This is a genomic window from Neobacillus sp. S1227, from assembly GCF_055385255.1.
Genome location: NZ_AP038276.1, coordinates 766,368 through 791,348, shown reverse-complemented (window position 1 = coordinate 791,348; position 24,981 = coordinate 766,368). Strand labels below are relative to the sequence as shown.

The following is a 24,981-nucleotide window of genomic DNA, read 5'->3' as shown; positions in this document are numbered from 1 at the left end:
GCGTATATTTGAGAAAAATTGCGAAAAAAATGAACTGTACTAGGAAGACAGTTCATTTAATAAGTATTTTATTTTTTTAGAGGAGAAATGACATTGTTATAGAAAAATCTTTCCCATTTAGCTAACAAACCGTTTCCATTTTCACCAAGTTGTATTTCCTTTTCGTGGTTCTTATGAAACTCTGCTATTCGTTTATTATTTTCTTTATGCCATTGATGAAGAGATGCTTGTTTCATTTTTATTCCTCCTCTCTTTTAATACCTTAATTATATAGCTAAGGTTGAAAATCACTAAGTAATTCTGGCCGCAAATTGTGCAATGAGAATGGGAGAAACGATATTGGAAATATACCTTTAATAAGAACAATGTCGTATTACGAAGAAAATTATGAAGAAATCTACTTAAGCGAACGGGGTGCAATACTTGAAAAGTCGGACACAGTGCCGGCTATTTTTTTATTAATCAACGATAGAGGGAGTTTAGTGAAACAAGGGGAATTAAATTTTAGGATAATGGTAGTCCGGAATATGATTTGAATTGAGGAGAATACTAAGCAAAACGCTAAAAGGGGTAGTTTCTATGTATACGCTTAAACCGATAAATTTAGCCTCAAGTAAAACAAACATTTCAGAACCATTAACATCAGCTGAAATGGGTAAACTTTGGGCGGCATATATGGGAAACAGTATGGGAAAATGCATCTTAAGCTATTATCTTCAACACGTTGATGATGCGGATATTAAAACATTAGTAGAAAATGCTTATAATTTAAGCGTAGATTTCATGGAAACAATTAAGGGAATATTCGAAAAAGAAAACTTTCCTATTACAAAAGGGTTCGGCAATGAGGATGTTAACCCTAGTGCACCTAGGTTATTCCAAGATGAATTCTATGTCCATTATTTAAAATACACAGCAAAAGCAGGAGGGAGTATTTATAACGTCGCCTTTCCCCTTGTTTATAGAAAGGATGTAAAAGAGTTTTTTAATTATTGTATAGATTCAACAAAGGATTTAATGGAACAAGTCAATGAAATTTTAATGAATAAAGGATTCATTATTAAACCACCTATTATTCCAGTACCAGAAAAAGTTGAATTTGTTCATGAGGACTTTTTAAATGGGTTTTTAGGACATGTGCGCCCTATGCAAGCGTTAGAGATTACCCATTTGTACGATAATATCGAAAACAATGTGACGAGTAAAGCATTAATTATGGCATTTGCCCAGGTTGCTAAAAATGAAAAAATTCGGGACTTATTTGAAAGAGGGAAAAACCTTACACATAAAAATTTGGAACGCTATATGAATAAGCTAAGTGATGAAAATTTGCCTGCTCCACCATTTTTAGACCATTTGGTTACATCATCGAGGTTTTCACCATTTTCAGACAAAATCATGTTAAACCATAAGATGGACATGTTTTCAATGAAGATTAGAGCGTTTGGAAATTCAATGGCAGTAAGTGCAAGACACGATTTTGGGTTGCTCTATTCTAGGTCATTAATAAACATCAAAGGATTTGTTGAAGATGCAGCTGAAATTTATATAGAGAACGGCTGGATGGAAAAACCGCCATATGCAGCTAATAGAGATAACATTGCATCTGATAAATAGACATGTCATTTTAAGCCTGATTTGAAATCCTCATTATTATATATCTCATCTGGGAAATACTCATTCGATGAGGGTTACGCTCAGTTACAAAAATAGAAGGATTCTTATCCTGGCGATTATCCAAATATCGTTTTACCAAATTTCACTGCGAATATTAAAACACACTTCCCTTTCTTTATCTCCTTTTCCCCGGACAATTGCGGATCGGTTGGAGCAATTAATACAATTTTTATCCAGTGAAACAACTTCTCCAATTCTTTTTGAAGTTTGTTTATAAATTTTTATGAATCATAACTTGGGGAACCTGATAACACAAATATTTATTCATATTTGTGAAGCGAAGCTTACTGCACTATCGGGTCAGGCTTGTGAAATAAAATCATGTTGAAAGTATCTGGATAAATTGGTAATAAGGTACACAACATAAACTCTGGAGGTGTATAATGAAAAACTTAAAATTATTATATTTTGCTTTCCTAATTCTGCCTTGGCTAACAGTACCATTCTTAGGTAGAAATTCATTTAAAAAATATCTTCCAGCAGCAATTTTTATGGGTACATTCACAACAGCATTAGATTTATTCGGGGAAAAGAAAAAATGGTGGCGATTTTATAAAGAGATACCACCTTTAAAAAGTATGAACATCTTTAATTGGGGTCCTTACTTTGTTTCAAGTCTTTGGATGTTAAAAATGACTTATGGGAAATTCCCATTATATATATTTTCTAATACGATTCTTCATATTTGTTTTGTTTACCTCGGAGGTGTAAAACTGGCAAATTACTCTAAAGTGTTCACTTTAGAAAAATTAACAAAATTTCAATACTTAGTTATCGACTTTTTAAGGGCATTAATTCTTTATGGATTTCAATTTATTAGTAATCTTAGTCAAAATACGAAAAAGCCTTCTAATATTAATCAAATTAAAGATTCATTACAAAATGGCGAGGATTTCTAAAAAAACAACTGTTCCTTGTGCTTTTATATGGGATATTGGAAAAAACCCACTCAAAGTAACTGAGTGCGATTCAGGGGTGCCACAGTAGCCCCTTTTGTTGTTTCACTAACGGAGCAGAATAGTTAAGGATGAAGGTGGCTATGGCAATCTTTTTTCATATTCCGCTAATGTTATAGATTGGTTGAAATATAGAGATACTAAACTTTTTTCAATTCAATTATTATCTTTCATTGTTGACGAATTCACCCAATTATTTGGGCTCTATGAAATTGAAGAGGAGACAGAAAATAACAAAAATGGAGAAAACCCAGTTTCCTCGTTTGATCCTGAGAATGAAAAAAATTAATTAATTATAAAGGAGTTGACGGAATGAAACATATTAATAGTTATATGATTCAGTTTATTGCAGCCAAGATAACATCTTAGAAGAAGTCCTTATTTCCATAAAGGAGAAAGGAATGCGTTCCATATCGGTGTCTCCCTCTACTGGAAAAACTCTTACAATTCTTGTCTCTATTTCAGTGGCTAAAAATGTTCTAGGGATATTTTATCCTTAAAATACTGAAGTGTCTCCTTCGGCGATCTTCCACTAGCTAGCGCAAGGGCAGTAAATGAACCGTTTGAATTCCCTGCAAAAACATTGGTTCGACGAATTAATTCTGGTTTTTGTCGAGCGAGTCTGTTCAAAAGTTGTAAACTTAATGCACCTAAGGTACCGCCGCCATCAAAGGAGATAATCCGATATCTTGTCAAAGATGATTTCTCCTCTCCATTATCATCAAAGGTATTATTCAGTATATGTTTTTTCTCGTGTCTTTTGTATGGACCAAGATACCTCTTTAACATAAACGGATTCTACAGCTCAATATCTATATAAAATATTATTTCTGAAGCAATGCTTTCTAAATGCCAGACAGTTGGATGCCGCGCCAGCCGCTTACATTGCATTGGCCATAATCATTATTACCCACAGCAACCACCGTGCCGTCCGATTTAAGCCCGACAGTATGGGCACAACCCGCCGCGATCGCCACAATATCCCGCCAGTCACTTACATTACATTGGCCATACTTATTCCAACCCGCTGCCGCCACAGTACCATCCGATTTAAGGCCGATGGTATGATTACTACCCGCCGCGATCGCCACAATATCGCGCCAGCCGCTTACATTGCATTGGTCATGCTTGTTACCACCCACTGCCATTACTGTTCCGTCCGATTTAAGGCCGATGGTATGAAGATAACCTGCCGCGACCGCCACCATATCACACCAGCTGCTTACATTACATTGGCGATACCGATTATTGCCCACTGCTGTAACCGTTCCGTCCAATTTAAGACCGATGGTATGCCAGTCACCAGCCGCGACAGCAGCAATATCATGCCAGCCGCTTACACTACATTCCCCTTCATTATTTCTGCCTACTGCAACCACCCGGCCAGCCGATTTAAGTCCAATAGTATGACGCCAACCTGCAGCAACCGCTACAATATCACGCCAGTCATTTACATCGCATTGGCCATGCTGATTCCATCCCACAGCCACCACAGTACTGTCAGCTTTAAGACCGATGGTATGAGCATTACCCGTATTCGTCGCCATATGAACATTTCCAGCCGCGACCGCCACCATATCGCGCCAGCCGCTTACATCACATTGGCCAAGTTTATTATCACCTACAGCCGTCACCGTCCCATCCGATGTAAGCGCAACGGTATGACGACGGCCAGCCGCGATGGTATCTTTAGGCCACCGTTTGACCTTTGGCGCTGCTTCTTTCGGTGAAATGTAATCCATGTTTATACCTCCTAAATATAATCAACCTTGCAGTTTCATTTTGGTTCATTTTTTCGCAACGCACCTCTAAACCGAACCATAATGGATAGTACCTGAATTTTTTGGAGGTCAATGAGGATTGTCCATAAAAATGGCATCTATAATCTTATTAATATGAATTTCCGCTGTATTTAAAAATTGGATCTTCAAATCCTCATTCTTGATTAACATCGGGAGTTCTGTGCAGCCCAATATGATGCCTTGTATTCCGTCTCTATTTATCATTTCATTAATGATAGATAGGAAACCATGTTTTGTTTCGTTCTTCACGATGCCATTTTCTAATTCCTCAACAATTTTTCTATGTATGTATTCCTGTTCCGATTGATTCGGCACGACAATCTCGATGTTATGAGAAATAAATGGTTTTTGGAAAAAATCATTTTCCATCGTAAATTTCGTTCCGATCAAACCCAGCCTATCTAAGTTCAATTCCTGTGCTTTTAAGAAAGTTTCTTCCACAATGCTGATCATCGGAACCTGGACGTTTTGCTGAATTTGGTCAAACACAATATGTGGTGTGTTTCCACACATGACCACAAAATCAGCACCGACACTTTCTAACTTTTGAACAGCATCCGTTAAATAATGAATAACCTCTTCTGTCTGTCCATTCATAAGCAAACGAAACATCTTGTACATATTAATGCTGTTAATATAGAGTTCCGGCAATTCCTCTTTACTGCCAATCCTTTCTTGAAATCCAGAAATGATGGATTGGTAATAACCAACTGTTGCTTCGGGTCCGATCCCGCCGATGATTCCAACCTTTTTCATCCTGCCAGTCCCCTCTCTCTTTCAGTGGCTTCTTCTTGATTATACAACATTACTCCCTTTTCCATATCTTCCTGTCTTTTCAAAAAGAATTCAACCCACCCACCAAGTAGAGCGCTGATCCTTGTTTAAGGATAGCGCCCTTTTGTTGAATTGCCGTATTCAATTTATAGTGGTTTTAATTTTGATTATCTCTCTATTTCCTAACAACTGGAATCCACATTTCACCAAATACTGAGCCGTTTCGCTGCCCCATGATAACCGCTGTATTTGGCCCGCCAACATAGGCAAAATCCTTTGCTTCAGGCAATACCTGACCAAAGGCAATGCCAGTAACCATATTGCTCAACGCTTCAGCCGTCTCCGCTTCCCCTTTTACAACGAGGTATTCACTTTTAGGAAATTGAATCACTCGGGATGCTTCTGGCAGGGATGCCTCTGTCATGACGCCGGCATAATGCATCATCTTGTTATTCACTGCTTCATTCACGACAAAAATGTAGTCATTTATGGCAACGGCTTTTAACTTGTCAAGCCTTCCATCTTGATTGACCGCCGACCAAAAGTCTGCCTTTTCTTTGGTTATCCCAGCATAGTCCGTGTAGTGGCTCTTAAGCTCTGTTCCAATACCTAAAACGGTGAAGCTTTCTTTTTCTTCTAACGTATAATTTGTCATATTCAAACCATCCTTTTTTTAAAATTTATCAAATGATTTATCTTTTCACTTGATAAGTTTATAATAATCTTTAATCATGTCAAAAAATGAAACTGTTTAGGAGCCCCCGATGAAAAAAGTTGAACGGATTAATATCATCATGCGGTATATCAACAACCGATCCCACTTTACCATTTCTGAGATCATGCAAGAATTTATCATCTCTCGTTCGACCGCGATTCGAGATATTCGAGAAATTGAAGCCATGGGGATGCCGCTTGTCGCTGAAGTTGGCAGGGATGGCGGTTATTTTGTCATGAACAATTCGGTCCTGCCCACCGTCCGCTTTACCGATAATGAGATTAAAGCTCTCTTTATTGCCTTTATGGCCACAAGAAATCAACAACTCCCTTACCTAAAGAGCCGTCAGTCTTTAGCTGAAAAATTACTAGGCCTGATTTCAGAAAACCAGCAAGATGATCTGGTTCTATTAAATCAAATCCTGCTTTTTGAAGGGACCAATCCCAATAATCCAGACCTGCTTGAACTGTCAGACCTTCCCCATCCGATGTTAGAAAACCTTATTCAAATCCTTCTTTTGGATAGAAATTTATTGATTACCATTAATGAAGGCAAGGTCATAAATTCATATCCTATTTATCTCTTACACCTTTATCATGAAAAAGGTCTTTGGCTGATTGAAGGCTATAACTTAAAGGAGGAAAAAAGACAAATTTTCTCTGTCGACAACCTCACCGATGTAGAACCATATCCCACGGAAAAAAGATTAAGTAAGAAAAAGATATTAGAAAACCTATGGAAGCAGGAAGAAGTAATCAACCTTGTCCTTGAACTTGGGCCAAAGGCGATTGCCCAGTTCAAAAAATACCATCCTTTAAAAGTTTCCATTTCCTATACGAGTCCTTACCAAACCACGGCCATTCTAAAGACTTTTATCAATGTTAATCATTCAGAAGAATTGGCTGAAATAACAAATTGGCTGCTTTTCCTAGGTGATGATATCAAGGTCAGGGAAGTGCCTGAGGAAGTCTTAGAGGATTTACAAAAGAGAGTATTTCTATACTGTACATAAACAGTGCAAGCTAAACCTCAAATAGATGTATTAATGGTGAACCAGATCAAAAATACGATTTGGAGTTTTGCACCGCTCAACACAATATCCCCTCGCTTCGATGCTGCAAACAAACAAAACAAGCTGCCAATCTGGCAGCTTTCTTAAACTAAATCTATGTAACTGAAAGGAGTATTTTAAAGGAGCTCGCACACGTTGGGTCATTAAATAATTGTATTTATTAGTATTCTCCTTTTTTCGGATAAGTGACTTTAATTATTGCTCGCAGGGTCATTTTCAACATCCGTTTTTATTGTGCCTTTACTTATATAAGGTTTTGCACTCTTTTTTTTGTTTGTACTAGCTTGCCAACGAGTCCAACCTTTCTTGCCTGTTCCTCTCCCTGTTCCACCTTTTCCTTTAGCTTTACTCATAAAATCACCCCATTCTTGTGAAGTTGCCTATCTGGTTAGTTTTAGACATCTTATTCGGTTATTAACCGCGCGTATTGCAATAAATCACAGCACTTGATTTTACTTCAGTCCCGTGTTTACGTTGCCAACAGGAGTCCTTCTCTTTGTAAAAAAATGAAAAGTAATTAGGTAATCCACAATATATATGCTACACTTGGTTTACCATTTGATTTACTGTTTTCTAGTACCCTGCTCTTTATTGAGCGGGGTACTTTTTTTAAAAAGAAAAATAAAAAACAGACTCCTAAAAAAGAGTCTGTCCATGTTTGGCATTATTATTTAAGCATTACGAACGTTAGCTGCTTGTGCTCCACGTTGACCTTGCTCAACATCAAAAGTTACTTCTTGACCTTCTTCTAATGTTTTGTACCCTTCGCCTTGGATAGCTGAGAAATGGACGAATACGTCTTCTCCACCTTCACGCTCGATGAATCCGAAGCCTTTTTCGCCATTAAACCATTTTACTTTACCTTTTTCCATGTTTGTTGCCTCCTAGTGTGTTAGCACACCAATGTATTACTATCCTTGCTCTCAGTGATCATCAAGACGAAAAGTTTTTACTAATACTATCCTTTACACCGAACAAAAATAATTCATGTTTAGAATAACATTTTTTGAAGTTTTTTGCAAGGTACCCTAATTCTTTAACTAAAGCTACTCGTTATGTAACGTGTAATGTCTCACAATCACTTCTATATTAATTATAACTCCAATCCCTAATATATATTGTATTAGATACCAGAACATAACAAAGAGATGCCTTCTTAAAGTAATACTTGAGGAGTTTTTAAAAGGGTTAATTTATCCGGCATTTAACTCCTTGAATATAAATTTTTTTATCAACAGTCCAAATGTAATACCAAAAATAGCGGTACTTAAAATATGGGAATAATAATCGTTTATAGGTCTAATAGGTATATACTTGCCTTCTATTAATGCTGTGAATAAAAGTTCACATATTAACCAGGCCAGTAAACTACAAAAAGTAGTTTTAATAACTAAATGGCTTGAACTGATCTTTTCAAATATAAGGTAAATGAAGACTGCAAAAACACTTCCAGCTAAAAAATCTATTATTAATCCTATGGTAAATACAGGTCTGTTAAATGTAATAATAAGGCTTGATAATTCATAAATACTATATTTACCAATGCCCAAATAAACAAATAACCTCGAAGCAATCTCTCCTGGTATTGTTGAAAGAACACCTAATAAACCAAATTTCAGCACCTTATCTTGAATCATATCATCAATTCCTTAATCTTAATCTGGATAAATTTAGTTTACAAATTATATTTAATTTTATACGTAATAAAAGAAGACACCTGCTATTGTTCTGATGCTTGGGGACGGTTCTCATGCATCATATTGCCAATGCCGGTTTATATTCCACGCTTGGGTTCATGAGGATCACTGCAATTGAATTGCTGCATAGGTACATAAAAACCATAGGCATGTCCCTTTTCGACAATTTCCAAGGAAATGAAGTTACACAAACGTTAAGGTAAAAACTGCAAAAACATTGCTATGAAAGGATTTCCCTCTTCCTTTGGCCAAATAAATTGTCATTTATCTGTATTTGGCAGTCAATTAATGTCGCCTATGGCAGTATGTTTTTCGAAAAAAATAAGGCTTAATATACAAGTTATGAATAAAATCCTGTGTACTAAGCCTCTATTAAATACATTGCTAATTCAATTAACGCTGCCCGATAGAATAGGAAGAAATCTTTAAAGTTTGAGATCTAAATCATTTACAGTCCCATCAATATTTTATCTGATTTTATCCGCCAACTCTAAGACCACGAACCTAACATAACTTATAAATTTCTTCATATTGCTGTATCTCACTAAATATTTCCATACCCTTCTTTTCAATTTTGCAACAATATGTGTAAAATATTGTTAAGAAGGAATTTTTTTATGGAGGTTAATAAGAATGAAGATTTTGTTTGATGAAACATTTACTTCAGATGATGGAAAGCGAAAAAGCAGGAATATTTGGTATGGATATGCTGATATTTCTGTTGATGGTATGTATGGAAAATCCATTAATCTTACTGGAGATTTTATGGATAATTTATGCGAAATCATAAAAAATGACTTATCTATGAATGCAGAAAATGCACCGACAGAAACTAACTGGTATTTCTATGGAAGTGCTGTAACTCAGGACGCTATTGGAGACAAAATCCGGCCAACAATTATGGTTCGTGAGAGATCTGGCAAGTTTATAACAAATTTTAATATCAGTGACCACGATTTTTCTGTAAATATTGATTCCATTCTGTTGTTTAAGGGGGATTTTGAAAAACGTTTAGCGAGTCATTGATAAGTAATAACAGTATAAGCATTTTCAAACTATATAAGGGGGAGGATTTCGTATGAAATCATTCTCCTTTTCATGTGGCGGGAGCCTTTTTAACGGGAGGAAAAGGACATTAAAAATATATAGATTGTGAATCAGTACACCTAAACTAACCGTTAGCTTAAAGAGAAAAAGCATCTCCCCTTGCCGTGGAAATGCTCTCATACTATAAAATTATGATTATTTCTTAATGAGGAATAAAGTTGGATTAAGGATAGACAGACCTAAAATAATAAAAAACATAAAAAAAGATATAGCATCCCCTGCCAAATTTAATTCATCTACAATAACCCCTTCTTGACAGCTCATTATCATGACACCACAACTGGCTATTTAACCAATTACGAAAAGGTTTCGGGCAGAAAATCACTTCCTTATACTTTAGTAGAAATAAAGAATAAGGACTTTATTTTAACACATCATGAAGAGGTATCTATAAGAGATAAGGTGAAAATCCACTACTTGTCCCACACGAAAATCATTAGGGTATTCGAAATTATGGATGAACGAAAAACCACAATCAGAATCACCGCCCAAACCAACGGTGAAAGACAATCCACCGATTGGCTCATGGGACTCTTCAGAAGAGGATGTGGATGAGTACGTTTCCATCTCTCTCCAAAACCGGATTAGCCACTTGGTCAGAATTCAAGGGCGATAAAGGGAAATTTTATAATGGTAGTTGGATGTATGACGAGAAAGAACAAATCATTATAATTGAGGTGATGGATGCGCATTTTTCTCGCTTACCTCTCGTTTAGATAATTATCCCTGCCCCTTTTTATACCGATGTACGCCAAGGGGGATTTACCCCCCATCGTAAATTTATTACCCATTTACTCAAACCATGATCCAATAATAGGATATCGAAAAGGACGCCCATTAAATGCTTTAACAATTCCAACAATCGGTGCTATTATAGCAATGAGTCCAAAAATAATGAGGAATGGAATCCCGATTAATATCCAAGAAAAAAAAGCAGACACTGAGATTAATATACCGATCACAATATGAAATACCAAAGCTTGTAAGGATAAGCTTTTAATTTCTCGATCTGAAATAATAAAATATGTGATGATGGGAACTAGTATAGGTGCAAACCAAGTACTAGCATGAATCAATATTTTGAATCCCTTATTTTCCATGTAACATTACTCCTCTTTGTATCGTAATATTTAACAAACCTTTATTCATTAATATTATAAAGTTTTGGTTAGAATATTACATCAGGCTATGTACTAAATCGTTATACGACTCTGGTCGTAGTCCAAATCAAAATTCCAGTATGCAAACTATTCTTCTACATTTTCCAATTACTGAGATTACTCCACTATATTGCCCAAATGTAGAATAGTTGAAGGAACACCTAGGCCAAGTGAACATTCAAAGTTACTCTGGTTAAAACGGGGAAAACTTAGATTCGCTTAAGCGGACATCGGCTGATATTTCAGCGATTGGGCAATTAATCTAAGAAATAAAGTCCTCTCGATATGAGAAGACTATACTTTTGTGGATATATATTACCCGCTGCTTTATAAAGATAATTTTTACCTAATCGAGTTGTGCCAGACATCATAACGGAATCTCTTGGTGATAAATTAATCCATTTCCTTTAGTAGAAACAGTAGAATCCCCAACTACATCTATATTCAGGGCGCCTTCACGGTATGCTGCAACATTACTAAAAACAAAGCCACGTTCTCCCCCCAAATAAGGGTCATGCTGAAGGAACGGGTGTTTCTGATGAACATTCTTTACCGCATTTTCCTCTTCACTTAGTTCTGGATCTATATAGGTTCTCGTAAAAGCAGCGCAATGAAACCCCTACAAAAATACTACTGTTAATTCAGGTTATTCACTACTTTAAACATTGCTTGTTCCTCTGATAAGGCTTTTCTCATTTTCTCTCCACACCTTTGACTGCATAACGGGAAAATACCATCAATCCCATTGGATTTAGCCTCGGAACCTCGGGCTACAACAATCATTGGAACACTTGTATTACGAGTATGAAGGTAAATCTGTGTAAGCAGTCCCTCCTTCTCCGTAAAATCGATGCCTTCTGCAAAAGTAACGTTTAATCCGAATACTTCCTTTCCTTCCTTAAACTTTCTCATGCACCATGCACATCTCAACACGATTCACCTCTTATAAATAACTTTGGGATTATTCCATTTATTCCCTGAAACCCTCTGATATACACTTTGCCAAGTCTACCAGTTGATTAAATCATAATGTTTCAACAATCTTACTTAATTTGAATTCCGCTGTATTTAAAGTTTGGATAGTTTAATCTTCATCTTTGATTTACTTAGGAAGTTCTGTGCAGCCAAAACGAGCATTTGGTAATTCCGAAACGGAAACCATTTTTTCCAAGGGTTTTACATTATTAAATAAAGAACAAAAAGAAGAAACACGCTGAAATCTCAGTGTGCTTCTTAATGACTATGTGACATGGTCCTTCTCCTAATACCAATATGATTAATACTGTAAACCCATAATGCATTTAGCAGCAATAAAGCACTTGTGGTGAAGAACACATAATGTATGCCTAAGAAGGCTGCCATTTGTCCGCCTAATACAGATCCTCCGAGCGTACCAATATACTGTGCAGATTGATTATACCCGAATACACGGCCAACAATATCATCTGGTGCACTTTTTCGGACAAGGTTGTTTATGGATGGCAATAATCCAGCTGTCGCAAGTCCAAGACAGAAGCGCAGTCCCATGAGTTCCCAGGGTGTTTTCACAAATGCTTGTGGGATAAAGATAATCCCTGCAGCAATAAGTGCTCCGATCAATATTTTTCTTGAACCAATCCGGTCAGCAAGCTTACCTAATCGTGGAGCAGCGATGACATTGGCTAAACCAGCAGCAGCCACCACCATTCCCGCGATCATAGATAAATGGGCTGCATGTGGTGATAATTCTTTTACATAGACGGTAATTAATGGCTGAATGGACATATTGGCAATTTGCAAAATAAAGGTGCTGGCAAACAATGAAATTAGCAATCTCGTATCAGGAACTCGCTTCCAAACTTGGCTAAAGGCTAACGGTGTTTTATGAACAGGTGTAAATTCTTCCTTTACCAACAATAGAACGGCAAAGAAGCCGATTAACAATAACACGCTTGTCACCACAAAACAACTTCGAATACCAAAGAATTCTGTAATAACCCCTCCCATCAAAGGGCCTAGAAGTCCGCCGCTGACGGAACCGGTTGAAAGTGTACCGAGTGCCCAGCCAGAATTCTTCTTCGGTGTTTGTGTAGCAACTAAGGTAACAGCTGCAGAAATGTAACCGGAAACGGCACCCATTAACATCCGTAATGCGAGCAATTCATAAACGTTTTGTACAAATGCCATCATAAAAACAACAATGGCCATGCCAAGGCTTGCACGGAGTAACATTAGCTTTCTGCCCTTTTTATCTGCAAGTTTCCCCCATATAGGCGAAACAATGGCGGAGATTAAAAAGGTGGAACCAAAAACCAATCCAGACCATTTCTCAATATCTGAAGTGGCATGTACACCTAGCTGATCTATATATAAAGGCAGCATCGGGGATATTTGACTCATCCCAGCGGCCGTCACAAATGAACCGAACCAACAAACAAATAAATTTCTTTTCCAAATCTCCATATAAACACCTTTCTTATTCATTAGAATTTATTTCGACTTCCAAAATAATTGATTTCCTTCATCATACTCCAAATAATTGATAACGACTAATATATATATTACTATCTGCTTATAGGTTGAAGACTATCAATGGAGGTGGACCAATGGATTTCTTACAATTAAGGTATTTTCAAACCGTTGCCGAATTGGAACATATGACAAGGGCTGCAAAAGAGCTTACGATTGCACAACCATCACTAAGCCAAACCATTTCCCGTTTAGAGGAGGAGCTGGGTTTTCCCCTTTTTGATCGAGAGGGAAGGAATATTAAACTCAATCAATTTGGGAAAATTTTTTTAAAAGGGGTAGACCGGGCTTTTTCTGAATTAGAATCTGCCAAGCATGAAATGGCGGAACTTGCAGGAAAGAGCAGGAATCAAATTTCACTTTCGGTCATGCATATCCCCTTATTGCCGAATATGATTAGTCAATTTCGTAAGACCTATCCATTCGTCAATTTTCAAGTAAGTTTGCATTCTCCTTTGCGACTTGAGGACCAATTGGAAAAAGGGGAAATCGATTTATGTGTGACTTACTTTCCTATTGAAAAAGAAGGAATCAGCTGGATTAATCTGATGGAGGATGAAGTATTCCTCGTAGTACCGGATACCCATCCTTTGGCTAAGAGAGACAGCATTCAGTTAAAGGAAGTGGCAGATGAACAATTTATTCACAGAGAGCCGACCAATCCCTTCAGAATGCTAACAGATGGTTTTTGTGAAAAAGCAGGATTCACACCGAAGATCGCCTTTGAACTCGAAGAACCGGGATCGATTCATCACTATGTAGAGGAGGGATTGGGTGTATCCTTTTTAACTGAGCATACCCTTCGCTATTCACACTATGAAAAACTTGTTCCATTGCACATTGAACATCCTATCTGTACAAGGACAATAGGAATGGCATGGAAAACGGAGCGGTATACTTCAAAGGTCGTCCGGGAATTCCGGGAATTTATGATTAAATTTTTTAAGGAATTAAGCTAAATGAAGCTTGAGGAATTTAGGAAATATGTATGGGTTTGTTTGGTTCCTTAGAAACTGCCTTTTCCATGAGTATGGCCATGATTAAAATTCCCATGATAAAAAACGCTCTCAAAAATTGTTTTATAAAAGTGATTCCGAGATAGTATTGGGATTTTGATTAGAGTCATTTTTCGAAAAAAAATTAGCAAAAAAATGACCACTGCAGCATCTATCCACTAAAAGTGATATCATATTGGCTAGTGAAAGGTATAGGAGGATTTATCTTGAAAAAGCTTGTAAAAGTTGTTGCTGCCATTATTGAAAATGACAAACAAGAAATACTATGTGCTCTTAGATCTCCAGAGATGTCGATTCCAAATAGGTGGGAGTTTCCAGGTGGAAAAGTGGAAGCAAATGAGGACATTTATTCAGCGCTACAAAGAGAAATTGATGAAGAATTGGGCTGTAAGATTGAGACATTTAATGGAGTTTTCAATGACAACACCCATGAATACGACACATTTATTATTAATTTGATCTCCATTAAATGCAGAGTAGTTGAGGGAACACCGACGCCAAGTGAGCATTCAAAGTTAATTTGGTTGAAACGAGAAAACTTAGATTCGCTCAAGTGGGCTCCTGCGGATGTTCCAGCAGTTGAGCAATTAATCCATGAAAAATAGTCTTCTCGAAATGAGAAGACTATACTTTTGAGGAGATATATTCCCCACTGCTTATTAAAGATAAATTCTTACCTCGTCGGGTCGTGACAGACATCATAAAGGAATCTGTTGGTTACGAAGTGTAACTTGTACCTCTTCCTCACAATATTGAATAAAGTTTACGATATTCCCAACAAGCTCGTGATATGAGTTATGTAAAAGTCGTTCTTATAAGTGGGCTGTAACAAAGGCAAAGAAACTTATAGAGCAGCTGAAAGAAATCCTTTTCAGGAGACCTTATATCAAAGCCATATTTTAACCCTAGAAATGTATATCAAAATGCTTTTAGAATACCAAAAGCACCTATCTACGTTTGAGGAAGAGATAGATGCCTTAGCAAAAGAAATCAAAGAATATAAGATTATCCAATCGATCCCTGGTATCGGAGAAAAAATCGCGGCAACGATTATTTCTGAAATCGGCGAGATTGATCGGTTTAATCACCCTAAAAAGCTCGTAGAATTTGCCGGAATTGACCCCAGTATTTTTGAGTCTGGTAGATTTAAGGGAACCGTCAACAGAATCACTAAAAGGGGGCCCAGTAGATTACGGCATACTTTGTTTATGGCTGTTAAATGTGCCTTTCCCTGATTGTCGTAAAAAGAAAACGACAGATAATATCATCCCCCGAAATAAGCGATTACGGGAGTTCTTAGATAAGAAACTCGAAGTAGGAAAGCCTTATAAAGTAGCAATATTAGCTTGTGCAAATAAGCTTTTACAATGGAGATATGCACTTTTAAAAAGCAGTTCCACTTTCCAGGCTTCATTATCATTGAGAAAAGTGAGAAAAGTGAGAAGCTGAGAAATTAAATAGAATAAGAGATTTAATTGCTGCGATAAGAAAAATGAGAAATTTCTAGTAATAATATTAATGCAAAATTTTTAAAAACATGGATAGGATCAGCACATTTCTCCTTTTTTAAGTTGGCACGAAATTTGCATTATTAAAGTGTAAATGTATTTAAAAAGGAGATGAATGTATGGAGTTAGGTTTATTTTTAATGCCGTCACATCCACCGGAAAGAAGTTTATATGATGCAACGCAATGGGATTTAGAGATGATTCAGTATGCTGATACTCTTGGATATCAAGAGGCTTGGATCGGAGAGCATTTTACTGCACCATGGGAACCTATTCCAGCTCCGGATTTAATGATTGCTCAGGCTTTAACGACAACAAAGCAGATTAGACTTGCACCAGGTGCTCATTTACTGCCATACCATCACCCTGTTGAGCTCGCACATAGAGTGGCGTATCTTGATCATCTCTCACAAGGGCGTTTAATGCTGGGAGTTGGAGCGGGAGGCCTGATGACAGATAGTGAAACCTTTGGTGTTGATGCTGCAAATGGTGAGAATCGAACCATGATGGCAGAAGCTTTAGAAATCATGCTGAAACTTTGGAATGAGAAAGAGCCTTTCCAATTTGAAGGAGCTTACTGGAAGGCAAATAAAATTGAAGGCAATCCATATGCTAGCTACCATATTTATCCTTATCAGCAGCCACACCCGCCAATTGGTGTTACCGGATTAAGTCCTGGTTCAGAAACATTAAAAGCCGCTGGTGAAAAAGGATTTATTCCAATGAGTCTTGGAGCTAACAATGAATATATAGCCGGTCATTGGAAATCTGTTGAGGAAGGTGCAAAAAGAAGCGGCAGAACTCCATCGAGATCTGACTGGAGGATTACACGTGATGTGTTTGTAGCAGATACAGATGAGGAAGCAATTGAAGGATCACTAAATTCAATGATGGGAAGACAGCATCGCGAATATTGGATTCCCCTTTTCCAAAGTCTTCGTGCAGTATCTGTATTCAAGCATGAAGAATCTGTTGATGAATCACAAATCACACCTGAATATGTTGCCAAACACAATTGGTTTGTTGGCTCTCCAGAAACTGTAGCAAACAAAATAGTAAATCTTTATGAAACGGTTGGCGGATTTGGGGCCTTACTCGTAACAGGCTATGATTATAGCGAGACACCCGATATTTGGAAAAAATCAATGAGATTACTTCAAGAAGAGGTAATGCCAAGAGTGAACCACAAAATAGCTAAAGTGAAAATATAGGCAATACCTTTTTAAAAATAACCGAATACGCGAAATATAAATGCTACCCTATTCATGTGTTAACTCTGTACACAATTAGAAAAGGGCCAGATTGGCCCTTTTCTTTTTGGATCGTCTTATCACCAAAAACAATATGTATTGACTTTTGCTATGAAACATATTTTTCATTAGATATTAAACTTTTTGATTTTACGGTAAAACGTACTTAAAGGCATTCCAATTAACGAGGCAGCTTCTCTTATATTGCCATTCGTACTTTGAAGAGCTTTTATCATTTTTTCTTTTTGAAGCTTATGATTGTTTGAAAAGAATCTCGCCTCTGCATTATTGGCTGACTCTGCTGTAGGTTCTATTGGTGTGCTGGGATTGCCATTGCTTTCTTTAATATAAAAAGGCAAATGTGAAAGCTTCAAAGATTTCCCTTCAGATAAGATCATCATTTTCTCCAAGACATTAAATAATTCCCTGATATTCCCGGGCCAGGAATACGTCGTCAATTTATCCGTAATAGTTGATGAGATAGTAAGGTTTATATTTTTAGACTTATAAAAATACTTAACCAGCTCAGGTATATCCTGTTTCCTTTCACGCAGAGCCGGTATTTTAAGATCAAATACATGGATACGATAGTATAAATCTTGTCTAAATTCACCACGCCTAACAAGTTCTTCTAAATTTTTATTTGTCGCTGTGATAATTCTTACATCAACAGGTATCGGCTTTTCCGAACCAATTGGTACTACTTCTTTCTCTTGAAGGACCCTTAATAAGGCTATCTGCATGGAATATGGCATTTCTCCAATTTCATCTAAAAATATGGTTCCACTATTGGCCTGAACAAATTTTCCTTCGTACCCTTTTTTTCTAGCCCCTGTAAAAGCACCTTCTACATAACCAAATAATTCACTTTCTAACAATTCCTTTGGAATAGCTCCACAATTAACGGCAACAAAGGGCTTGTCCTTCCTGTCGCTATTTATATGAATCGACTTTGCTGCCACTTCTTTCCCTGTTCCGCTTTCTCCATAAATAGAAACAGTAACATTGGATTTTGCTGCTTTTTTCATCTCACTTAGAATCTTTCTAAAAGCGATACTATTTCCTTGTTCTCCTATAAATGTAAAGTTTTCTACTGCAGAAAAATAATAATTAGAATTCTCATTTACATGCTTCACAAAATGTTTGAATCCAATTAATCGATGATCCCCTGAGTAAAGAGGCTGCTTGGTTAAAATTTTCATCCCAAAATCTTTCAGGTTTTTCACTTCAAAATCATTAGGGTTATTACCATCTCTTATGATTTTCATGATGGAATCACTAGCGGTAACCAAATAACCATTTATATCTGAGATAATCATTTGTTCATTGTCCTTTTGTTTAAACTGCAGAAATAGTTCTACCAGGGTTATACGATCTCTTTGCTCCTGCAGTTTCCACTCAGATTCAATGGCATATGCTGTCGATACAGTGAGACTATAAATATCGAATTCGTAATAAGGCTGGTTCTTAGATATATCCAGAACCCCAATTAACTCACCACGTGAGTTTTTAATCGGTGCAGCTGAACAAGTCCAGTTTTGTGATAGGCGTGAATAGTGTTCTTTCCCGACGACATGAATGGGTTCCTCTATCGCCAGTGCAGTTCCAATTGCATTCGTACCGACTTCCTTTTCGGTCCACTTTACACCCTCAATTAGGTTTAATTGGTTACAGATCGGATCAATTATGCTATCTCTTATAACCTTTAAAACATAACCGTTAGCATCAGTAAGTATAATAATTCTAGATTCATCTTTGATGGACCTCCATAAGGATTGAATATAAGGAGTGGCTATTTTTAATAACGTTTCATTTTCTGATACTTTACTGAAATATTCGTCACCGAACAACACTGTCTTGCCTTTGACTAAAAAGGGATCTACGTTACTCTCTTTGCATCTGTACCAAGATTCAAGAATTCGTTTCGAAATTCTGCTCGAATCCAATACATCTTCTTTAACAAATCTCTCCCAAGTGCGATTCAAAAGAATAGTTTGATCCATCTTTGGTTCCCCTTCCCCTTTTCCAAACGGAAAACAATTGCTTTTTAGTTTTGATAACGCTTACAACAGACGGATAAATGAATTGGAATGGACATATAACCTGTGTTTTTTCTATATTAACCAAGGTATCCTTTTTATCCTTCAAATTTATCTTGTCAGGGAGAAACGTAATGGCTAACATGGCGGCGGCTTCGTACAAACTACAGTAAAAAACTGAACGGAGCCACATTAGTATTACATTTCTATTTATAGTAAAAACCAATGTTATAGGATGCATTTTTTCTAACTTCTATTAAAGTGAAATTAGCTTTTGTATCACGTTAATAAAGGGCTTAACAACTAAATAATGCTGTCTCTTTTACTTTATCAAGATACAGTTGTCTGGTAAAGTAAATTTTCATAATTATCTGTATTTAATATCAAGAGATTCTTTCATAGGAAGAATTTCAGAAATTACCTTTGATGAAATTGCTGACGGCCTTAACCGTCTCGAACGGCACGAGGTAGATAAGATCATGGACTCGATTAGTAAATGTGTGGGGATGTGTGATGCATGGGGACGGTTCTCTTGCCTCATTTTGCCGGTTTATGTTCCACGCTTAGATGAACTTACTCCATTAAAATGGCCCAATTGTCGAAAAAAAGCTAATGACGATTGTTCAACTCCCTTTAATTTAATAAAAAATGGCCACCGTAATGGTAGCCGGATCTTAAAGTAACACAACCGTCAGTTCAACAAAGTGGTTTTAGTAAAAATGAATATTTATAAAACATCAGGAAGACAGTATTTATACATTTCTAATGCATTGGAGTTTTCTTTTAACGTTTCAATAGTGTTTTGATTTGGCTTCGTATATATGATTGGAAAGTCTTTTTCATTAAATTCTTCATTGATAGTAAACGCTAATTTTTCTTCCTCAGTTGAAAATTCTGACTGAACACCTGGTTTATTCCCACGGGCATCCAACCGAATCCATTTATCGATTGATTTAATATAAACGCCATTTAGAGCGTGCAATGAATAACCCTTGTCGGGTGAATCAAAAATCATCAGTCGCTGGTAACAAAATCCTGTAGGTATGCGTTGAGCCCTTAATAATGATGCAAGTAAATTAGATTTCGCATAACAGATACCTTCTCTGTATTTAAGAACGTCCGAAGCTGTTAAAGTAACTCTCTCACTTTGAATATCCCAAGAATGAGAGATATGGTCTCTGACAAAATGAAAAGCTGTCTTGATTTTTTCAATTTCTGACTGTTCTTCATTGAACAATTCATCGATTATAGCCTTAATTAAGGGATGCGAAAAATTTATTACTTCATTTTCCTCAAGATAATCCTTCAGATTTGTAGATTCAAGCATAAGTCTCATATAGAACCAACCCCACCTTTTAATTCCATAAAATAAATATACAATTTATTTAATATTTATACAATAAGGGGTATTGTGTCTTTTAAAACTAACCTGCCCCTGTTGTACAATAAGAAAAGCCGCAAGTATTTAGATAAAACTTGCAGCCTGTGATCTCTAATTTATAAACCTGGGTAAATGAATCCAAGTTAATACAACCATCTATAAATGGAGGTTCTATACTTGCTTCGACATTAATCTTCTTTTTGCTTTCTTAGCAGTTTCATATGATGTACCGCCATGTTCGATAACCGTTTTTTTACCCATTCGAGAATAAACCTTAACTCTGTGTCTCACATTATAAGCCCTAAAAGGGGTAGTACCAGCGTAGCTGTCACCAAGTGCCAACCCCACTCTTACACCTAGAAATATCGGCGATACAATTCTCTGCGCAGCTCACCCCGTAGTTGGGCATATAATTGAGTGGTGGATGCTTTTTTATGTCCAAGCAGTCATGAGAAAACAAAGTATTAGACTGACGCGATAAACGAAACAGCAGCAGCCATGGACGAGAAAATAAGGTCCTAGACTGCTGCTGTTTTATTGAACAAACATTCCCAGCTGAAACATAATATTTAAAGTGATTAAGGGTTTCTAATTCAGGGAGACAAGATAGTCGGCAAGTTTATCGAAAGTACCCTCAAGATCTCGTTGAAGCTTTGGAGCCATACCTTTGTAGGTTTCTTGTTCCTCAGCTGAAGCGTTCACAGGGCAACCTTTCAGTTTTAAAACAGTTTTACCTTCGTCATCTTCTAGCGTTATGATATTCATAATTTCAAGAGGCCAGCTCACGCTAAAAGGCGCTCGGACCGTATTGCCTTGCTCATCGGAAAAGGATCGGATATAAGCCACTTTCTCAGGTTCGACAACCTCTTGGTATGCAAATTTTCCCCACATAACCTGATTTCCGTCAGGAGACGTCTGAATACCTAAAAACTCGCCACCTGATCGAGCGTCCATTTTAACGATTTCGAGGGTGACCCCCTTTGGTCCCCACCATTTCGCGAAATGCTCGAGCTCTGTCCATGCTTTAAATACGAGTTCGCGAGGGGCATCGAAAACACGCGTAATTGCAATTTCGAACGATTGATTCAGATCGATATCCATGAAAATCCTCCTTGTTTTTTGAAGGGAACTATTCCCCTACTTTGCTACAATCATTCGCATGAATTACGGTGGCATGGTGTTTATGAAGATTAAAAATACCACTATTCATCATCATTAAAACGATTAGATTCGTTTCGGTTTATTCAAAACCATGATCCAATAATAGGATATCGAAAAGGACGCCCATTAATTGCTTTAACGATTCCAACAATCGGTGCTATTATAGCCATGAGTCCAAAAATAATGAGGAATGGAATCCCGATTAATATCCAAGAAAAAAAAGCAGACACTGGAGATTAAAATACCGATCACAATATGAAATACCAAAGCCTGTAAGGATAAGCTTTTAATTTCTCGATCTGAATTAATAAAAATATGTGATAATGGGAACTAGTATGGGTGCAAACCAAGTACTAGCATGAATCAATATTTTGAATCCCTTATTTTCCATTTAAAATTTACACCACTTTATATGGTAATATTTAACAAATCTTTATTCATTAATCATTATATAGTTTTGGTTAGAATATTACATCAGGCTATAAACTAAATCGTTATACGACTGTGGACGTAGTCCAAATTAAAATTCCAGAATGCGAACTATTCTTTTACATTTTCCAGCTACTGAGATTACTTTGAAAAGGAACATTTTGCTTCGAAGTCGAAGGTAGAAAAAGCGAAGGATTCAAAAGAAGAAACAATTGCTTGAAATGATCTAACTAGTAGATCAACCTCTTAAAGATTATTTATATCATCATTATATACTATCATCATATCATTTTATTTTTCTTATTGGCAGTGGACCGGGATGCAGTTATAAATCGTGAGATGAAATGATTCCTGTTGGGGGGAATGCAGATTTATAAGTAAGCGTAAAATAGTCCCACCTGTTTATCAGATGGAGCTTATTTTACCCTTGCTTTATTATTACTCATCCATTTATTTGAATTTTTACGAATAACTCCAATCCCCCAAAGGAGCAAGGGAATACCTATCATATTTATGGGGAGAACAAATGGAAGCCAATATTTTTCAAGATAAGAAACAGACGCTACGTTATTATTAGGATAAATCAAAGAAAGTACGATTGAAACTATTGCAACTAACCAAATAACCTTTCGCCAATCCTTTATATTTAGCCATTGAGCGATCCCATAACTAGATACGAATAGATAAATGGACAATTTAATAAATATACTGAAGATCCATATAACAGTCACTATTATTTCTAAATTTTGTAGGAAGTGCATAAGCGATATGTATCTCGCCATCTCAAAATATGGATACCATAGTCTTGAAGACAAATTTGCTCCAAATACCATTAGAATTTCTAGCGTTGAAATAGTCACTAAAATAGCTACAACTCCTACACCCCTTACAGCCCAAGTTACTCCTTTTTTAGGTTCTTCTGTAAAAGATAGTAGCATCATCAATAAAACCGACTCACCATAAAACGATACAGGCGTGAAACCTCCTTGTAAAATAGATTTTAATCCTGAGTCAGTATAAACGGGTAGAATCTTATCCCATTCTATATTATTTAAACTAAGGAACAAAGTAATAATAACCATTAAAAGTATCAACGGGCCCATGATTTCACTACACCGCCCAATGCCTTCAATCCCCCCTATGTAATTCACATAAATTACTAAAAGTAATAAAAGTACAATTAAAATAAACAATGGGGTTCTTGTAAATAAAGTCATTTGGATGATTTCTGATGATTGACGAAAAATAACTCCAATCACAGAAAGCCAATGGATAAAATATGGAATCACTATTATCCTCCCTAACCATTTCCCTAATATGCTTTGACTATACTGAATGAATGTTTGGTTAGGATAGAGAAGGCTTAGTTTTCCTGCAGCAAAGGTGATTCCTATTCCTGCCAACCCAGCAAAAACAAATGAGATCCAGGCGTCCTGCTTTGCTTCCTCAATAGCAGGTGATTGTGTCAGTAACAAAACCATTCCAATTTCTAGAGATGCAATCATCCAAAATATTTGATACTTGGAAATTTTCATTTATGGATCTCACTTTCTTTCAAATGTAATGGAGAACCAGTTACCCCAGTTCGCTCAATATGTATATCCACTTTAACTGTAATATCTGCTTCTGAGAATTTCTTACTCCAATCCTTTTTCCACATTTTCCATTTTCGAGGGTATTTCTTATGAACAGATTGTCCAAAACCCAAAATATCTGTTTTATATTCTTTTTGAACTTTTGAAATGGTATTTATCATATGATCTTGCAAATTCTTATTAAATGAACGTTCTATTATTTGAAGATTCTGCGGCTGCTTTAGGTCTAATGCTGTATTATTTTCACGAACTACACCTGTTCCGGAAAGCGTTATATGAAATTTCACTTGATCATTTTGTATAATGGGGTTGATCTTACTTTTAAAATCCATGCCCAGAATACCTGCATTTCCATCTTCCCCTAATATATTTGTGGTTAAATTATGAGTATTTAACTTGTTAATAATCCACAATCTATCAACTGCCTCCCGATAGGATAAAAATCCAACCAACTCAAGATCCTGATTGAATATAGCTCTCCCACCCAGTCGGAAGGTCTCGGTATCCTTGTCTTTCTCCTGGTTCCCTTCTTTTTTAGAACTAATAATTTCAAGAATCGGTAACGTCGGACTAATTCCCTCTAAACTCGCACCTTCCAAAAAATCCTTAAACGTAGTGCTTTCTGGCCCTGCTGTACTTTGAAACATTTTCATTGCAGCAGTAGAAGGCATATCTTCCATCTTGTACGGTACCTGCAGAAAATTCAATGCATCACCGTTTTTTAAAACAAAAAAGTTCGTTCGTATGGGAAGTTCAGGTTCACGACTGTATACATCAAGGATGTTCGATATCCCATTTCTAGCTAACCGTTCCCCAATTACAATGACCTTCTGATGACTTAAAAAAACTTTCCTTGAGAGCTTTCTTTGCAAATTCTGAGTTACATCCAAAAGACTTTTCCCTGTCGCTGTTTCAACTATGTATCCTTTGCCTTTACCACTACTTCCCTCACCAACTTCCCCAGGAACAACAATCTGAGCACTGCCAATATAATCTCCAGCTTCATTTTGGTCGAAACCGCACCCCAATATGATCGCCCGATCGTTTATTTCTCTTTCATCCCAGCATCCAGTAGTTAAAAACATACAAACTAGTATAATAAGACATATTTTTAATCTTTTGATCATCTCATCA

Annotated in this window: 24 protein-coding genes and 4 pseudogenes; 11 read left to right on the top strand and 17 right to left on the bottom strand. The window is 36.7% G+C overall.

Annotated features, from left to right (window positions below; genetic code table 11):
- Positions 1–68: 68 nt before the first annotated feature.
- Positions 69–236 carry a hypothetical protein gene (locus ACZ5AE_RS03915; protein ID WP_464569646.1) on the bottom strand — a complete coding sequence of 56 codons (168 nt, stop codon included), beginning with the start codon at positions 234–236 and terminating at the stop codon, positions 69–71.
- Positions 237–579: 343 nt separating this feature from the next.
- Between ACZ5AE_RS03915 and ACZ5AE_RS03910 the strand changes: the two genes are divergently transcribed.
- From ACZ5AE_RS03910 to ACZ5AE_RS03900, 3 genes and pseudogenes are all read left to right on the top strand, one after another.
- Entirely contained in the window at positions 580–1,617 is a 1,038-nt protein-coding gene (locus ACZ5AE_RS03910; RefSeq protein WP_464569644.1) for a DUF3231 family protein, read from the top strand.
- 443 nt (positions 1,618–2,060) lie between these two features.
- On the top strand, positions 2,061–2,576 hold the full coding sequence (locus ACZ5AE_RS03905) for a hypothetical protein (protein ID WP_464569642.1): 516 nt from the start codon (positions 2,061–2,063) through the stop codon (positions 2,574–2,576).
- A gap of 369 nt (positions 2,577–2,945) precedes the next feature.
- Positions 2,946–3,121 (top strand): annotated as a pseudogene (locus ACZ5AE_RS03900) (O-methyltransferase); the annotation flags it as partial.
- Here the strand turns inward: ACZ5AE_RS03900 and ACZ5AE_RS03895 are convergent.
- From ACZ5AE_RS03895 to ACZ5AE_RS03880, 4 genes and pseudogenes are all read right to left on the bottom strand, one after another.
- A pseudogene (locus tag ACZ5AE_RS03895) lies at positions 3,120–3,329 on the bottom strand (patatin-like phospholipase family protein); the annotation flags it as partial. The pseudogenes ACZ5AE_RS03900 and ACZ5AE_RS03895 overlap by 2 nt on opposite strands.
- A gap of 149 nt (positions 3,330–3,478) precedes the next feature.
- Positions 3,479–4,375, bottom strand: a complete 897-nt coding sequence (locus tag ACZ5AE_RS03890) for an RCC1 domain-containing protein (RefSeq protein ID WP_464569640.1) — start codon at positions 4,373–4,375, stop codon at positions 3,479–3,481.
- Between the two features lie 108 nt (positions 4,376–4,483).
- Complete coding sequence (locus ACZ5AE_RS03885; RefSeq protein WP_464569638.1) at positions 4,484–5,191, bottom strand: aspartate/glutamate racemase family protein; 708 nt, start codon at positions 5,189–5,191, stop codon at positions 4,484–4,486.
- Positions 5,192–5,384: 193 nt separating this feature from the next.
- Positions 5,385–5,864 carry a GyrI-like domain-containing protein gene (locus ACZ5AE_RS03880; protein WP_464569636.1) on the bottom strand — a complete coding sequence of 160 codons (480 nt, stop codon included), beginning with the start codon at positions 5,862–5,864 and terminating at the stop codon, positions 5,385–5,387.
- Positions 5,865–5,973: 109 nt separating this feature from the next.
- On the opposite strand from ACZ5AE_RS03880, the gene ACZ5AE_RS03875 reads away from it, so the two are divergent.
- Together ACZ5AE_RS03875 and ACZ5AE_RS03870 are read left to right on the top strand one after the other, a co-directional pair.
- On the top strand, positions 5,974–6,936 hold the full coding sequence (locus tag ACZ5AE_RS03875) for a helix-turn-helix transcriptional regulator (protein WP_464569634.1): 963 nt from the start codon (positions 5,974–5,976) through the stop codon (positions 6,934–6,936).
- 3 nt (positions 6,937–6,939) lie between these two features.
- Positions 6,940–7,083 (top strand): hypothetical protein, encoded by a 144-nt coding sequence (locus ACZ5AE_RS03870; RefSeq protein WP_464569632.1) that lies wholly within the window; start codon positions 6,940–6,942, stop codon positions 7,081–7,083.
- A gap of 104 nt (positions 7,084–7,187) precedes the next feature.
- Here the strand turns inward: ACZ5AE_RS03870 and ACZ5AE_RS03865 are convergent, their stop codons facing one another.
- From ACZ5AE_RS03865 to ACZ5AE_RS03855, 3 genes are all read right to left on the bottom strand, one after another.
- Positions 7,188–7,349, bottom strand: coding sequence for a DUF3934 family protein (locus tag ACZ5AE_RS03865; RefSeq protein WP_464569630.1), 162 nt, complete (start codon positions 7,347–7,349; stop codon positions 7,188–7,190).
- Positions 7,350–7,667: 318 nt separating this feature from the next.
- On the bottom strand, positions 7,668–7,868 hold the full coding sequence (locus tag ACZ5AE_RS03860; protein ID WP_464569628.1) for a cold-shock protein: 201 nt from the start codon (positions 7,866–7,868) through the stop codon (positions 7,668–7,670).
- Positions 7,869–8,189: 321 nt separating this feature from the next.
- Complete coding sequence (locus tag ACZ5AE_RS03855; RefSeq protein WP_464569626.1) at positions 8,190–8,633, bottom strand: hypothetical protein; 444 nt, start codon at positions 8,631–8,633, stop codon at positions 8,190–8,192.
- Between the two features lie 693 nt (positions 8,634–9,326).
- On the opposite strand from ACZ5AE_RS03855, the gene ACZ5AE_RS03850 reads away from it, so the two are divergent.
- Positions 9,327–9,719 (top strand): hypothetical protein, encoded by a 393-nt coding sequence (locus ACZ5AE_RS03850; RefSeq protein ID WP_464569624.1) that lies wholly within the window; start codon positions 9,327–9,329, stop codon positions 9,717–9,719.
- Between the two features lie 538 nt (positions 9,720–10,257).
- Complete coding sequence (locus ACZ5AE_RS03845) at positions 10,258–10,416, top strand: hypothetical protein (RefSeq protein ID WP_464569622.1); 159 nt, start codon at positions 10,258–10,260, stop codon at positions 10,414–10,416.
- Positions 10,417–10,591: 175 nt separating this feature from the next.
- On the opposite strand, the gene ACZ5AE_RS03840 is transcribed toward ACZ5AE_RS03845, so the two are convergent.
- From ACZ5AE_RS03840 to ACZ5AE_RS03830, 3 genes are all read right to left on the bottom strand, one after another.
- Positions 10,592–10,900 carry a magnetosome magnetite crystal formation protein family gene (locus ACZ5AE_RS03840; protein WP_464569620.1) on the bottom strand — a complete coding sequence of 103 codons (309 nt, stop codon included), beginning with the start codon at positions 10,898–10,900 and terminating at the stop codon, positions 10,592–10,594.
- A 696-nt stretch (positions 10,901–11,596) separates the two neighbouring features.
- Positions 11,597–11,872 (bottom strand): hypothetical protein, encoded by a 276-nt coding sequence (locus ACZ5AE_RS03835; RefSeq protein ID WP_464569618.1) that lies wholly within the window; start codon positions 11,870–11,872, stop codon positions 11,597–11,599.
- A gap of 321 nt (positions 11,873–12,193) precedes the next feature.
- The gene (locus ACZ5AE_RS03830) at positions 12,194–13,423 is read right to left on the bottom strand and encodes a multidrug efflux MFS transporter (protein ID WP_464569616.1); all 1,230 of its coding nucleotides are present in this window, start codon (positions 13,421–13,423) and stop codon (positions 12,194–12,196) included.
- Positions 13,424–13,545: 122 nt separating this feature from the next.
- Here ACZ5AE_RS03830 and ACZ5AE_RS03825 point away from each other — a divergent pair, with 122 nt between their 5' ends.
- From ACZ5AE_RS03825 to ACZ5AE_RS03810, 4 genes and pseudogenes are all read left to right on the top strand, one after another.
- The gene (locus ACZ5AE_RS03825; RefSeq protein WP_464569614.1) at positions 13,546–14,427 is read left to right on the top strand and encodes a LysR family transcriptional regulator; all 882 of its coding nucleotides are present in this window, start codon (positions 13,546–13,548) and stop codon (positions 14,425–14,427) included.
- Positions 14,428–14,690: 263 nt separating this feature from the next.
- Entirely contained in the window at positions 14,691–15,089 is a 399-nt protein-coding gene (locus ACZ5AE_RS03820; protein WP_464569612.1) for a (deoxy)nucleoside triphosphate pyrophosphohydrolase, read from the top strand.
- A gap of 187 nt (positions 15,090–15,276) precedes the next feature.
- A pseudogene (locus ACZ5AE_RS03815) lies at positions 15,277–15,933 on the top strand (transposase); the annotation flags it as partial.
- Positions 15,934–16,111: 178 nt separating this feature from the next.
- On the top strand, positions 16,112–17,203 hold the full coding sequence (locus ACZ5AE_RS03810; RefSeq protein ID WP_464569610.1) for an LLM class flavin-dependent oxidoreductase: 1,092 nt from the start codon (positions 16,112–16,114) through the stop codon (positions 17,201–17,203).
- Positions 17,204–17,370: 167 nt separating this feature from the next.
- On the opposite strand, the gene ACZ5AE_RS03805 is transcribed toward ACZ5AE_RS03810, so the two are convergent.
- The 6 genes and pseudogenes from ACZ5AE_RS03805 to ACZ5AE_RS03780 all read right to left on the bottom strand — a co-directional run bounded on the left by ACZ5AE_RS03805 (position 17,371) and on the right by ACZ5AE_RS03780 (position 24,974).
- Positions 17,371–19,245, bottom strand: a complete 1,875-nt coding sequence (locus tag ACZ5AE_RS03805; RefSeq protein ID WP_464569608.1) for a sigma-54-dependent Fis family transcriptional regulator — start codon at positions 19,243–19,245, stop codon at positions 17,371–17,373.
- Between the two features lie 763 nt (positions 19,246–20,008).
- Positions 20,009–20,617, bottom strand: a complete 609-nt coding sequence (locus ACZ5AE_RS03800) for a transglutaminase-like domain-containing protein (protein ID WP_464569606.1) — start codon at positions 20,615–20,617, stop codon at positions 20,009–20,011.
- A 633-nt stretch (positions 20,618–21,250) separates the two neighbouring features.
- Complete coding sequence (locus ACZ5AE_RS03795) at positions 21,251–21,763, bottom strand: SRPBCC domain-containing protein (RefSeq protein ID WP_464569604.1); 513 nt, start codon at positions 21,761–21,763, stop codon at positions 21,251–21,253.
- Between the two features lie 143 nt (positions 21,764–21,906).
- A pseudogene (locus ACZ5AE_RS03790) lies at positions 21,907–22,214 on the bottom strand (magnetosome magnetite crystal formation protein family).
- A 454-nt stretch (positions 22,215–22,668) separates the two neighbouring features.
- A complete protein-coding gene (locus ACZ5AE_RS03785; protein WP_464569602.1) occupies positions 22,669–23,787 on the bottom strand; it encodes a GerAB/ArcD/ProY family transporter in 1,119 nt (372 codons plus the stop codon).
- Positions 23,784–24,974 carry a Ger(x)C family spore germination protein gene (locus ACZ5AE_RS03780; RefSeq protein ID WP_464569600.1) on the bottom strand — a complete coding sequence of 397 codons (1,191 nt, stop codon included), beginning with the start codon at positions 24,972–24,974 and terminating at the stop codon, positions 23,784–23,786. The genes ACZ5AE_RS03785 and ACZ5AE_RS03780 overlap by 4 nt, the downstream gene beginning before the upstream one ends.
- Between the last annotated feature and the right edge of the window lie 7 nt (positions 24,975–24,981).